The sequence below is a fragment of the Pseudomonas cyclaminis genome, assembly GCF_015163715.1.
Taxonomy (GTDB): Bacteria; Pseudomonadota; Gammaproteobacteria; order Pseudomonadales; family Pseudomonadaceae; genus Aquipseudomonas; species Aquipseudomonas cyclaminis.
The window spans coordinates 20,811-32,703 of the sequence record NZ_JADDUM010000261.1 but is presented as its reverse complement, the minus strand read 5'-3'; the positions used below and the strand labels follow the sequence as shown (position 1 = coordinate 32,703).

General features: G+C 62.6%; 9 protein-coding genes and 2 pseudogenes. 6 read left to right on the top strand and 5 right to left on the bottom strand.

Features of this window, described 5'->3' with window-relative positions:
• Positions 1–175 precede the first annotated feature (175 nt).
• The 3 genes from IQK56_RS27250 to IQK56_RS27240 form a co-directional block, all read right to left on the bottom strand.
• Positions 176–1,351 (bottom strand): integrase core domain-containing protein, encoded by a 1,176-nt coding sequence (locus IQK56_RS27250; RefSeq protein WP_193864277.1) that lies wholly within the window; start codon positions 1,349–1,351, stop codon positions 176–178.
• Positions 1,352–1,620: 269 nt separating this feature from the next.
• Complete coding sequence (locus IQK56_RS27245; RefSeq protein ID WP_193862269.1) at positions 1,621–2,247, bottom strand: response regulator; 627 nt, start codon at positions 2,245–2,247, stop codon at positions 1,621–1,623.
• Positions 2,244–3,506: a HAMP domain-containing sensor histidine kinase gene (locus tag IQK56_RS27240; protein ID WP_193901892.1), complete on the bottom strand. Its 1,263-nt coding sequence runs from the start codon at positions 3,504–3,506 to the stop codon at positions 2,244–2,246. Before IQK56_RS27240 ends, IQK56_RS27245 begins: the two co-directional genes overlap by 4 nt.
• Positions 3,507–3,658: 152 nt before the next feature.
• Between IQK56_RS27240 and IQK56_RS27235 the strand changes: the two genes are divergently transcribed.
• The 6 genes from IQK56_RS27235 (at position 3,659) to IQK56_RS27210 (ending at position 8,692) form a co-directional block, all read left to right on the top strand.
• The gene (locus tag IQK56_RS27235; RefSeq protein ID WP_150676521.1) at positions 3,659–4,840 is read left to right on the top strand and encodes an ABC transporter substrate-binding protein; all 1,182 of its coding nucleotides are present in this window, start codon (positions 3,659–3,661) and stop codon (positions 4,838–4,840) included.
• Positions 4,841–4,866: 26 nt separating this feature from the next.
• Positions 4,867–5,826 carry a YVTN family beta-propeller repeat protein gene (locus tag IQK56_RS27230; RefSeq protein ID WP_122307554.1) on the top strand — a complete coding sequence of 320 codons (960 nt, stop codon included), beginning with the start codon at positions 4,867–4,869 and terminating at the stop codon, positions 5,824–5,826.
• Positions 5,823–6,563 carry an ABC transporter ATP-binding protein gene (locus IQK56_RS27225; RefSeq protein ID WP_193862268.1) on the top strand — a complete coding sequence of 247 codons (741 nt, stop codon included), beginning with the start codon at positions 5,823–5,825 and terminating at the stop codon, positions 6,561–6,563. Before IQK56_RS27230 ends, IQK56_RS27225 begins: the two co-directional genes overlap by 4 nt.
• Entirely contained in the window at positions 6,560–7,351 is a 792-nt protein-coding gene (locus IQK56_RS27220) for an ABC transporter permease (protein ID WP_150676519.1), read from the top strand. Before IQK56_RS27225 ends, IQK56_RS27220 begins: the two co-directional genes overlap by 4 nt.
• Positions 7,352–7,459: 108 nt before the next feature.
• Positions 7,460–7,999, top strand: a complete 540-nt coding sequence (locus IQK56_RS27215; protein WP_193862267.1) for a PQQ-dependent catabolism-associated CXXCW motif protein — start codon at positions 7,460–7,462, stop codon at positions 7,997–7,999.
• Positions 8,000–8,026: 27 nt separating this feature from the next.
• Entirely contained in the window at positions 8,027–8,692 is a 666-nt protein-coding gene (locus IQK56_RS27210) for a response regulator transcription factor (RefSeq protein WP_150676518.1), read from the top strand.
• A gap of 145 nt (positions 8,693–8,837) precedes the next feature.
• Here IQK56_RS27210 and IQK56_RS27205 read toward each other — a convergent pair.
• Together IQK56_RS27205 and nosP are read right to left on the bottom strand one after the other, a co-directional pair.
• Positions 8,838–10,776, bottom strand: a pseudogene (locus IQK56_RS27205) (PAS domain-containing hybrid sensor histidine kinase/response regulator).
• A pseudogene (gene nosP / locus IQK56_RS27200) lies at positions 10,718–11,862 on the bottom strand (nitric oxide-sensing protein NosP). Before nosP ends, IQK56_RS27205 begins: the two co-directional pseudogenes overlap by 59 nt.
• Between the last annotated feature and the right edge of the window lie 31 nt (positions 11,863–11,893).

Sequence of the window (11,893 nt, the reverse complement as noted above, 5' to 3'; positions counted from 1 at the left end):
GCAGGCTTGAATCGTGGGTACCCGGCAGGACGCCGGGTTAGCCGCCCTGCGCCATGGATGGCGCATGGCGGCGGCCCACGGATTCAAGCCGGAGTGAGGGCATGCCGAGCCTAGGCGAGGCACCGAGTGTTGGGGCGATGTACGGGACAACCACATAGGTTACAAAAAAGTGCATTCACATAGGTGACACTTTGATTGAAACATAGCCGTTCTTTGCATCCCTGGCATTGACGTGACCTAGGATCATCGGACCGAAGATCACATTCCATACCCCGTCCTTGATCAGCTCCATTCCAATGTTCTGATGCCTGAGCAGGTTACCCACGTATATCCGCAGACCAGCTCGATTAATGATGCCGCTACCATCTGCCAGGTAACACTCAACATGGCTCGCATACACCATTTCCGGTAGCTTCTCCGGATAGGACCGAGTTGAGGGTGTGTAGCAGGAGGCCGGGGTTTTCTGACCGAGTGCCTCGTGTCCCCGCTCGTAATTGTAGTGCTGCATAAATCGGTCAAAGTGTTTTTGCTGAGCCTCCCAAGCAATTGCCGGCGGTTGGGGAAAGGTGCTTTTCAGTGTCCGGTGCATGCGTTCATGACGCCCATTTTGGTCTGGCCGACCGGGCTCAATTCGCTCAGGGATAATCCCAAGGCGTAACCACCAGATTGACAATTGCGACAGCCCCGCACGCCCTGTACTCGCAAACGGCACGCCGTTATCGGTGCGGATGCGCTCAGGCATTCCATACTCACGAAAAACGCGCTCGAAGGTTTGCTGGGTCTCCTTGAGATTGGTATTGGCCATGCTCTCGCAGGCAAGCAGGAAGCGACTGGCATGATCCATGATCGTCAGCGGATAGCACCAAACGCCCGCTCCGGTAAGAAATTGGCCCTTGTAATCAGCGCTGAAGAGCTGATTAGGCGTTTCTGCCTTACGCAAAGGCTTGGGATAGACCGCGACACGTTGACGCGACGATCGAGGCGTGATCAAGTCCGCGGCCTTAAGGATGTTGTAAATCGTCGTTTTCGACGGTGGATCCTGCCCCGGAAAACGTTTCATCAGATCGTTCTGGATCTTTTTAGGACCTGGGATCGTTTCACCGGCCGAACGAAGCTCAATAATCGCCTGCCTCACAACCACCGGCACCACATAGGTTTGGTTGTGCCGTCGGCGACTACGTTCGTCGAGCCCACTGGGTCCCTCCAGTTGGTAGCGCTCGACCCATTTGTAGCCAGTCTTTCGGCTGATCTGGTAGTCCTGGCACAGCCGGCTAAAGCTGTGCTTTTCAGATAGATACTCAGCGATGAACATCACTTTAAGGTCCATAGGTTTCAGCTCTTTCCAGGGCATGGCCAGATCCTCGCGAAATCGACCCTGCCAGTTAAAAACTGTTACCTATGTGTGTGAACTGATTTGTAACCCATGTGGGTGAGTCATACCGGCGAAGGCCTTTTGGTTACTTTTGTGCCTTTACAAAAGTGACACGCCGTAAGGGCGTAACCCTAAGTGGCCGTTACCGCAGCAACGGATATGTACCCAGTCTGATCCAACATCCTGGTCGGCTATCAGGCCGCCATCGGGAGCAAGCCCCCTCCCACCGGAGTTCTGCACTGGCCCGCTTATCCAGCCACCCGCACCACGCCCATATCAATCCCCAAATGCACCAACTCGGCATGGGAACTCACCTGCAACTTGCTCTTGAGCAAGGTCAGGTGGTTGGACACGGTCTTGCTGCTGATATTCAACTGGTCGGCAATCGCCCGGGTCGGGGTGCCCTTGGCCAGCATCAGGAAAATTTCCAGCTCGCGCGGGGTCATGCCCTGCAAGCGTTGATCGCTGGGGCTGTAGGCGAGTTCGGTGGCCAGGGCCTGTTCGATGTAGGCGTGGCCGTCGAGGATGCGCCGCACCGCTTCGATCAGCACCTCGGGCGCGCAGCTTTTGGTCAGGTAGCCCGCCGCTCCCGCGTCCAGGGCCTGGCGCACCAGCGGCAGCTCGTCGTGCATGCTGAAAAACAGCACGCGCAACTGCGGCAGACGCTGGCGCAGGCGGCGGGTGGCTTCCAGGCCGCTGATGCCCGGCAGGCCGACGTCCATGATCACCAGGTGCGGCACCGCTTCCTGCACCCGGCTCAAGGCTTCTTCGCCACTGGCCGCTTCGCGCACCTCGACCGCCGGCAGCAAGGCGCGCAGCAGGCTGGCGTAACCCTGGCGCACCACGGCGTGGTCATCCACCAACAGAATATTCATCGGGCCTCCAAGGGCATGTTCAACGCCAGCGCCCAACCGGCGCCGGGGTGACTGAGGATCTGCAATTCGCCACCCAGGCAGCGCGCGCGTTCGTACATCGAATACAGGCCCACGCCGGGGCGTTGGGGCGTCTGGGCACCGCGCCCGTTATCGCGTACCCACAGCCGCAGGCGTGAGCCGCGATGCTGCAGGCGCACGCGCACCTGGCTGGCGTCGGCGTGGCGCAGGATATTCGTCAGCGCTTCCTGGAGCAGGCGGTAGAGATGGGTCTTGTCCGTGCCGGACAACGCCGGCAGGTCGGCACTGACCTGCAATCGGCATGGGATGCCATGGCTGGCCTGCCACTGCGTCACCAGCATCGAGAACGCTTCGCCCATCGGCAAATGTTGCAGCGCCACCGGGTAAAGGTCGTGGACCAGGGCGCGGAAACCTTGCTGCAGGTGCTCGCAGTGCTCTTCCAGCAACCCCACCGTGCGGGTCAGCACGTGCGGCTGATCGCTGACCAGTCGCAACAGGCAGGCCTGGGCGCGAATGCCCGCCAGGTATTGGCCGAGGTCGTCGTGCAGGGTCTGGGCCAGGTAAGTGCGCTCCTGCTCCTGGACCGCCAGCAGGGTTTGGGTGAGTTGAGTGTTGTCGGTGCGCGCCTGCTCCAAGGCGTGGGTCATGCGATTGAAATGCAGCGCCAGCTGCCGCGCTTCCGGCGCGCCTTGGCTGCGCAGGCGCACATTGAGCTGGCCGGCGCACACCTGTTGCAGGGCACGCAACAATTCATCGAGCACGCCCATGCCCCGGCGCACGGCCCAGCGGATGGTCAACAGGCTCAGGGCCAGCGCCAGGGCACACAGGCCCAGCAGCTGTTGCAGGGAATCCCAGACTTCGTCGATTTCATCCCGTGGGTCGACGGCGATGGACACCCGTCGCCCGTCCGGCAAATCCAGCACCTGGCCAGGGCGCCGCGCCTCGACAAACAACAGGCGCCCAAGCCAGGCGTCCAGGCCCTGCGCGCTGGGCGCCTGCACGGTCTCGCCGGGCGTGAGCCAGTGCACACGCACATGGCGCAGGCTGGCGGTGAGGCGCGGTTGCAGGCTGGCGGGGTCGCGCTCGGCGGTTTCGCTCAGGTAATGCACCACCGCTTCGGCCGATTGCAGCTCGCGCTCCACGTCCGCCAACGCCTGATGCAACAGCAGCGCGGTGCAGGCGCAGGTGACCAGGGCGAAGAAACCGCAGACCCACAGATTGATCCGCCACAACGCCGACATAGCCCACTCCCTGACACCACACTGAGGCCCCATGCTAAAACCGCCGCGCCTGTGGCGAGCTACTACCTTGGTACTGCCCCAGCGCTACTTTCTGCATATTTGCAGCGACCACAAGGGTTCCTATGCTGGCGCTACCTGTCATGGAGTGCCTTATGCGCCAGCTCGCCCCTTACGCCGTGATCTATCTGCTGGCGATTGTTTGCGCAGCCGGGGTGGCCACAGCCAGCCAGGCCGCCGAGCCCTTGCCGGTGCAGATCGGCTACCTGGGCTATCGGCCCGACCCAGGCCCGCTGCTGTCCAACGTGATTCCCGAGCCCGCCGATGCCGGGCAACGCGGCGCCGAGCTGGCGATCATCGACAGCAACAGCACCGGAGCGTTTCTCAACCAGCACTACAGCCTGACCAGCGCCACCGTGGACACACCCGAAGCCCTGCTCGCCGCCGCCAAGGTCCAGCATGATCAGGGCTTGCGCCTGTTCGTGGTCAACGCGCCCGCCGCCAGCCTGCGCCAACTCAGCGCCGCCCTGCCCGACAGCCTGCTGTTCAACGCCGGCAGCCCCGATGACCGCCTGCGCAGCAGCGACTGCCTGGGCAACGTGCTGCATACGCTGCCAAGCCGGGCGATGCTCGCCGATGCGTTGGCGCAGTTCCTGGTGCTGCGCAAGTGGCAGAAGGCGCTGCTGATCGTCGGCCCCACCGAGGATGACCAGGCGTACGCCGCCGCCCTGCGCCGCGCCGCCAAGCGTTTTGGTGTGCAACTGGTGGCGGAAAAAGCCTGGCGCTTCGATAACGACCAGCGCCGCAGCGCCCAGGCGGATATGCCGTTGTTCACCCAGACCGCCGAATACGATGTGGTGCTGGTGGCCGACGAGCGTGGCGACTTCGGCGAGTACGTGCCTTATCAAACCTGGTACCCGCGTCCCGTGGCCGGCACCCAGGGCCTCACGCCCACCGGCTGGCACAAAACCGTCGAGACCTATGGCGCGGCGCAATTGCAAAAACGCTTCGAGGCCCTGGCCGGGCGCTGGATGAATGACCGTGATTTCGCCGCCTGGATGGCCGTGCGCAGCCTCGCCAGTGCGGTGACCAAGCTGCGCCAGGTCGAGCCCATGGCGATCCGCCAATTGGCAATCAGCGAACAATTGCCCCTCGACGGCTTCAAGGGTCGCAAGCTCAGCTACCGCGCCTGGAACGGCCAATTGCGCCAACCGATCCCCATCGTGCAACCGCGCGCCCTGGTCAGCACATCGCCCCAGGAGGGTTTCCTGCACCCCACCAACGAAATGGACAGCCTGGGCTATGACAAGCCCGAGGTGACCTGCCGCTTCCCCTGATCGCCCACAATAATAAGGAATCCGCCATGCGCCGCACCCTGCTTTCATGCGCCCTGCTGCTTGCCGCCGGGCACGCCGTGGCCAGCACCGCCTGGGTCTCCAACGAGAAAGACAACAGCCTGAGCCTGATCGACATGCAGACCCTGCAAGTCACCGACACCCTCAAGGTCGGCCAGCGCCCCAGGGGCCTGCTGCTGTCCCACGACAACAAGCTGCTGTACATCTGCGCCAGCGACTCGGACCGGGTGCAGGTGATGGACGTGGCCACGCGCAGGATCATCAAGGAACTGCCCTCCGGCAAAGACCCCGAGCAGTTCGCCCTGCACCCCAATAACCGCTGGCTGTACGTGTCCAACGAAGACGACGCACTGGTCACAGTGATCGACACCGAGACAGCCAAGGTGCTCGGCCAGATCAACGTCGGCGTGGAGCCCGAAGGCATGGCCGTCAGCCCGGACGGCAAATGGGCGGTGAACACCAGTGAAACCACCAACATGCTGCATTGGATCGACACCAGCACCCAGACCCTGGCCGACAGCACCCTGGTGGACCAGCGTCCGCGCTTTGTCGAGTTCAACCACGACGGTTCGCAACTGTGGGCCTCGGCGGAAATCGGCGGCACCGTGACCATTCTCGACGTGGCCAGCCGCACCATCCTCAAGACCCTGACCTTCACCCTCAAGGGCGTGCACCCGGACAAGGTGCAGCCGGTGGGGATCAAGCTCAGCGCCGACGGCAAATATGGCTTTGTCGCCCTCGGCCCGGCCAACCATGTGGCGGTGATCGACGCCAAGACCTTTGAGATTCTCGACTACCTGCTGGTGGGGCGTCGCGTGTGGCAGATGGCGTTCACCCCGGACCAGAAACAGTTGCTCGCCACCAATGGCGTGAGCGGCGATGTGTCGGTGATCGACGTGGCCAGCCTCAAGGTGATCAAGTCGGTGAAAGTCGGGCGCTACCCGTGGGGTGTGGTGGTGACGCCATGAACGCCCTGGAGGTGCATAACCTGAGTTTTGCCTACGGCCCGCGCCTGGCCTTGAGCGAGGTCAATTTCAGCCTCGCACCGGGGCGCTTTGCCGCGTTGCTGGGGCCCAACGGCGCCGGCAAGTCGACGCTGATTGCCTTGCTGACCCGGCTGTATGACCTGCAAACCGGCGACATCCGCGTGGGTGGGCATTCCCTGGACGACTCGCCACGCGCCGCCCTCCGGCAACTGGGCGTGGTGTTCCAGCAAAGCACCCTGGACCTGGATCTGAGCGTGGAGCAGAACCTGCGCTACCACGCCGCGCTGCATGGCTTGTCACGGCGCCAGACCGACGCACGGGTCGAAGCCGAACTGGCGCGCCAGGCCCTCACCGAGCGGCGCCGCGAGAAGGTCCGCGAACTCAACGGTGGGCACCGGCGCCGCGTGGAAATCGCCCGGGCCCTGCTGCATGAACCACGCGTGTTGTTGCTCGACGAAGCCAGCGTCGGCCTCGACCCCGCCAGCCGCCTGGCCCTGAACCAGCATGTGCGCAGCCTCTGCGCCGAGCACGGCATCAGCGTGCTGTGGACCACGCACTTGCTCGATGAAGTGCAGGCCAACGATGCCCTGATGATTCTGCACCTGGGCCGCCTGGTGGCCAGTGGGCAAGTCGATGGGCTGATCCAGCAACAAGGCGGCGACCTGAGCAGTCTGTTCGCCCGGCTGACCCGCCCCGCTGCGACGGGAGCTGCCGCATGAACGCTTACTGGCAATGCTTGCGTGGCATCGTGCTGCGCGAGTGGCTGCGCTTTGTGTTGCAGCGCACGCGGTTTCTCAGCGCCCTGGTGCGCCCGTTGTTATGGCTGGTGGTGTTTGCCGCCGGATTCCGTGCCGCGCTGGGCATTTCAGTGATCGAGCCTTACGACACCTACATCCCCTACGAGGTCTACATCATTCCGGGGCTGGCCTGCATGATCCTGCTGTTCAACGGCATGCAGGGCTCGCTGTCGATGGTCTATGACCGCGAGATGGGCAGCATGCGCGTGCTGCTGACCAGCCCGTTGCCGCGCACATTTTTGCTGTGCAGCAAACTGTTGGCCACCGCGCTGATTTCGCTGTTGCAGGTCTACGGATTCCTGGCGATTGCCTGGGTCTACGGCGTGCAGCCGCCGGCCATGGGGCTGCTGACAGCCTTGCCGGCGTTGCTGCTGGTGGCCTTGATGCTCAGTGCCTTGGGCCTGCTGCTGTCGAATGCGATTCGCCAATTGGAGAACTTTGCCGGGGTGATGAACTTCGTGATCTTCCCGCTGTTTTTCCTGTCCTCGGCGCTGTACCCGCTGTGGAAAATGCGCGATTCCAGCGAATGGTTGTACTGGCTGTGTGCGTTCAACCCATTTACCCATGCGGTGGAACTGGTGCGCTTTGCCTTGTATGAACGCTTCGCCGGGCTGGCGCTGGCGGTGTGCCTGGGCTTGACCCTGTTGTTCACGCTGATGGCGGTGCTGACCTTCAATCCCCAGCATGCGGCACTGCGCAAAAAAGGCTGAGGGCGGCGAAAACTACTACTTTGGTACTGGTTTTGCTGTCTATCGTCGCATTCCCAAGGCAGCGGGACTCACGTGTAATGGCGGCATAACGATAAGGATTATCCCGCCATGCTGCCTGCCCGACTGCCCCTGTTGGCGTTGCTGTGCCTGTTCTGCATCCACGCCCAGGCCGACACCCCACTGTTTTCCACCGATGGCTACCGTACCAGCCTGTACCGCAGCCCCACGCCCGAACAGGTGCAGGGCGCGACCATCGTCGACACCGCTGCCCTGCAAACCCTGCTCAAGCAAACGCCGGCGCCGGTGCTGATCGACGTGTATCGCCGCCAATGGCTGCAAGGCCAATTCATCGAAGACCAGCCCCACGCCAACCTGCCCGGCAGCCATTGGCTGGCCAACACCGGCGACGGCGACCTCACGCCGGAATGGCAGGGTTACTTCGTGCGCCACCTGTACAAGTTCACCGGTGGCGATGTCACGCGCCCGCTGGTGTTCTATTGCCGCTCCGATTGCTGGCTGAGTTGGAACGCGGTAAAACGTGCCGCCAACCTGGGCTATACCTCTGTGTATTGGTATCGCGACGGGTTGGACGCCTGGGAAGCGGCAAACCTGCCAGTGACGGCTGCGACACCCGAACCTTTCCAATAAAAAACCACAACAAGAAGGTGAACGGCCATGTACAAAATCCTGATAGCCGACGATCACCCGCTGTTTCGCGAGGCGATCCACAACGTCATCACCGACGGCTTCCCCGGCAGCGAGGTGATGGAAACCGCCGACCTCGACAGCGCCCTCGCCCTGACCCAGGAGCACGACGACCTCGACTTGATCCTGCTGGACCTGAACATGCCCGGCATGCACGGCCTCAACGGCCTGATCAACCTGCGCAACGAGTCACCGACCATCCCGGTGGTGATCGTCTCGGCCGAGCAGGACAAGCAGATCGTGCTGCAAGCCATCACTTATGGCGCCGTGGGGTTTATCACCAAGTCCTCGCCACGCCTGCAAATGACCGAGGCGATCCAGCAGATCCTCAACGGCAACGTGTACCTGCCGCCGGACATCATCCGCACCCAGAAAACCGGCACCCACCGCCGCCTCAACGAAAACCCGGGCTTCGCCCCGGAGCTGTTGCAGGCCCTGACGCGCAAGCAATTGCTGGTGCTGGAGCGCATGACCAAGGGAGAGTCGAACAAGCAGATTGCCTACACCCTGGAGATTGCCGAGACCACGGTGAAGGCCCATGTGTCGGCGATACTGCGCAAGTTGAATGTGCACAACCGGGTGCAGGCGATCCTCAGTGCCGGGGATATCGATTTCGGCTCGTACCTGCGCCGCTGATCTCCCTATGTGGGAGGGGGCTTTTGTAGTGAGCCCGCTCACCACAACAGCCTATTTGCCATAGACTCAGCATCCACTGGAAGCTGTGTAGATACCTATGGCTATCAGGGGCACGCCCCTCCCACATTGGAGGGGGCTGTGTCGTTCACTTGCCTATTAAGTGACTCATCGCCGTCTTGAGCTTCATTGGGCGCACGGGCTTGTGCATCAACGTGTGTCCCAACTCGCGGATCTGCAGTTTCAGCTCATTGCTGTAGTTGGCGGTGATCATCAGCGCCGGGATCGCACTGGCACGCCGTGCATTGATGCGCGCCACGGCGTCCACGCCGTTCTGGTCGTCGTCGAGGTGGTAGTCGGCAATCAATAGGTCGGCTTCGGCGTGGTAGTTGTCCACCTGCCGTGCCAAATCCTGTTCCGACAAGGCCGTGATCACCCGCAGCCCAGCCTTCCAGCAAGGTACGCATGCCCGCGCAGATCGCTGCGTCGTTATCCAGCACCCAGACCTTTGCGTCTTGCAGGCGTTCCAGCATCGGTTCGCTCATGCTCGCCATGGGCAAGGATTTGGGCGCGGTGGCGCTCAACGGCACCTCTACCGAGAACATCGAGCCCTTGCCCGGCCAGGATTTGACGCTGATGCGATGGCCGAGGATGCCGGCGATTTTTTCGACGATGGCCAGCCCCAGGCCCAACCCGCGGTCCTGATCCGGGCGTTGTACATCGCCGCGTTTGAATTCCTGGAAAATTTCCTCCAGACGCTCCTCGGCGATGCCCATGCCGCTGTCCCACACCTGGATCGACAGGCGCTGGTGCTGGCGTCGACAGCCGAGCACGATGCGCCCTTTATAGGTGTAGCGAATCGCATTGCTCAGCAGGTTGCGCAGGATCCGCGCCAGCAGTTGGATGTCGCTGCGCACCAGCGCCGAGCAGCCGACGAAGTGCAGCTCCAGCCCTTCGCTGCGGGCCAGTTGGGTGTACTCCACGGCCAGGTTGTCGAGTAGTTCGCTCAAGGCGAACGGCGCGATATCGGCCTTGATCACCCCGGCGTCCAGCTTGGAAATATCCACCAGGGTGCCCAGCAGGTTTTCCACGTCTTCCAGGGAGTTGCTCACATTGCGTACCAGGGTTTCACTGGGGCGCTCAAGCAAGGCGCTGGTGAACAGCCGCGCAGCGTTCAGCGGTTGCAGCAGGTCGTGGCTGACGGCGGCGAGGAATTTGGTTTTCGACAGGTTGGCCTGCTCGGCTTCAAGCTTGGCTTCGCGCAGGCGGGTTTCCATGCGGCGGCGCTCGTCGATTTCCTTGAGCAACTGGTCGTTGAGCGCGGTGAGTTCCGAGGTGCGCTGGGCGACGCGCTGCTCCAGGTGTTGATAGGCCTGGTGCAGGGCCTCGGCGGTGCGGCGGCGCTCGGTGATGTCGCGGATCAGCACAAAAATCCCCACCACTTCGCCACTGGCCAGCAGATTCGGCACATAGGAGCGCAGCATGTAGCGCTCCTGATTATTGATATTGGTCTCGGCGAACTCGAAGGTCACGCTCTCCCCGGCCAGGGCGCGGGCGACGTAGGCGTCCAGGCGCTGGCAGTGTTGTTCGCTGTGCACTTCGCGCAGGCTCTGGCCGAGCATCATGCCCCGTGGCCAGCAGTACCACTCTTCGTAGACTTTATTGGTGAACTCATAGACCAGGTCGGCATTCAGGTAGCCAATCAGGGCCGGCACGTGGTCGGTGATCAGGCGGATCCAGCGCTCGCTTTCCTGGGCTTTCTGCGCCGCTACCTGTTCGCCGCGCAGGGTTTCGGCGCGCAGCCGGGCGTTGATCAGCAAGTGGTTGCTGGCCTTGAGTTCGGCCATCGCCTGGTTCAGCGCGTCAGTGCGTTCGCGCACCTGTTCGGCAAGCACGACCGAATGCTGGAAGGTGGTGTACGGGTTATTGCCCTGGGTCACGCCGGACTCGATACGCTCGATCAGCGCCGCGTTGATCCGCGCCAGCTTGTGGTTGTCCTGTTGCAGCTGGGCAACCTGGGCGAGCAGTTCAGCGCCGGCCACGGGCAATGGCGACCCCGGTGAAGGTCTGGTTGATGTGCATGCCATTGAACTGTTCTCCGTAGGTGTTGAACCCCATCACCGCTGGTCGCGCAGGAAGCTGCCGATCTGCTCCAGGTTGCCGCGATCTTCCAGTTCCAGGCGGCGCAGGAAGCAGTCGCAGCCGATGGTCAGCAATAGATCGCCCAGGCGTGATTGCAGGCCGTCGAACAGGCGCTCCAGGTTGGGCAGGATCGGCCCGGGTGTCATGGCGGTAAGGACAATGCCGTTTTCCACGGCGCAGTAGAAACTCAGGCTCAGGTCGTCATGCACTTGCTGGATCGCGCGGATGTAGTACTGGTCGTGGATGCGCACCGCGAGGGGATGGGCGGCGAAGGTGCGGTGGTCGAGGTTGGCCACGGGCACGCCGATATGCCGCGCATACTCTTCGGCGGCGGGCTCGGCGTTGAGTTCGAAGACCCGGCGCGACGGGCTGTCGGCGCCGGTCACCACCAGTTTTTCGCTGCGCGGCAGGATGTGGTGGGTGGTGAACACCTCGAAATCCAGCCAGGTATTGACCAGCACCACCACCGCCGCGCCGCTGTGGAACGCGCCGTTGAAGTAGACGTGGGTGTGGGTGAGAAAGTTGTCATCGCCGGCCGAGCCGCCGAAGTGCGGGATATCGCCCAACGCCGCACTGAGGGCCGCGAGTACCATTTCTTCACGGCTGGACAGTCCATCGAGCAGGGTCAGGGCGAAGGTGTTGCCTTTGATGGGCGCCAGGGTATTGCTGCGGCAGCCGCCGACCAGCCGTTCGACCATGTGCTGGGCGTCGATCAGGCTGAAGTGCTCCACCTGGTCGATCAGCTCGGTGGCAATGGAAAAGTGCGCGTGGTTGAAGCCCATCGCGGTAATGCAATTGCGGCCGTAGCCTTGGGGCGTGATCTCACCGGCGCTGGTGCAACCCACCACGCGCACATTGCCGAAACACTGTTGCAAGGCCTGGCCCAATGCCTGCAAATCGTAGGAAGCCGAACAGAAAAACAGCACAAACCCCAGGTAGGGGTGCAGCAGTTGGCGGGCCAACTCCTCAGCCGCCTGCCCCGCGTCGGTGGCCTGGGACATGGCGCTGACTACGCCTTCACTGTTATGCATCGTTGGTTCCCCCTCTGAGGCATGAGTGTAC

Coding starts and splice junctions, on each gene's coding strand:
- IQK56_RS27210 (WP_150676518.1), top strand. CDS start 8,027: ATGTACAAAATCCTGATAGCCGACGATCACCCGCTGTTTCGCGAGGCG.
- IQK56_RS27250 (WP_193864277.1), bottom strand. CDS start 1,351: ATGCCCTGGAAAGAGCTGAAACCTATGGACCTTAAAGTGATGTTCATC.
- IQK56_RS27230 (WP_122307554.1), top strand. CDS start 4,867: ATGCGCCGCACCCTGCTTTCATGCGCCCTGCTGCTTGCCGCCGGGCAC.
- IQK56_RS27215 (WP_193862267.1), top strand. CDS start 7,460: ATGCTGCCTGCCCGACTGCCCCTGTTGGCGTTGCTGTGCCTGTTCTGC.
- IQK56_RS27225 (WP_193862268.1), top strand. CDS start 5,823: ATGAACGCCCTGGAGGTGCATAACCTGAGTTTTGCCTACGGCCCGCGC.
- IQK56_RS27245 (WP_193862269.1), bottom strand. CDS start 2,247: ATGAATATTCTGTTGGTGGATGACCACGCCGTGGTGCGCCAGGGTTAC.
- IQK56_RS27235 (WP_150676521.1), top strand. CDS start 3,659: ATGCGCCAGCTCGCCCCTTACGCCGTGATCTATCTGCTGGCGATTGTT.
- IQK56_RS27240 (WP_193901892.1), bottom strand. CDS start 3,506: ATGTCGGCGTTGTGGCGGATCAATCTGTGGGTCTGCGGTTTCTTCGCC.
- IQK56_RS27220 (WP_150676519.1), top strand. CDS start 6,560: ATGAACGCTTACTGGCAATGCTTGCGTGGCATCGTGCTGCGCGAGTGG.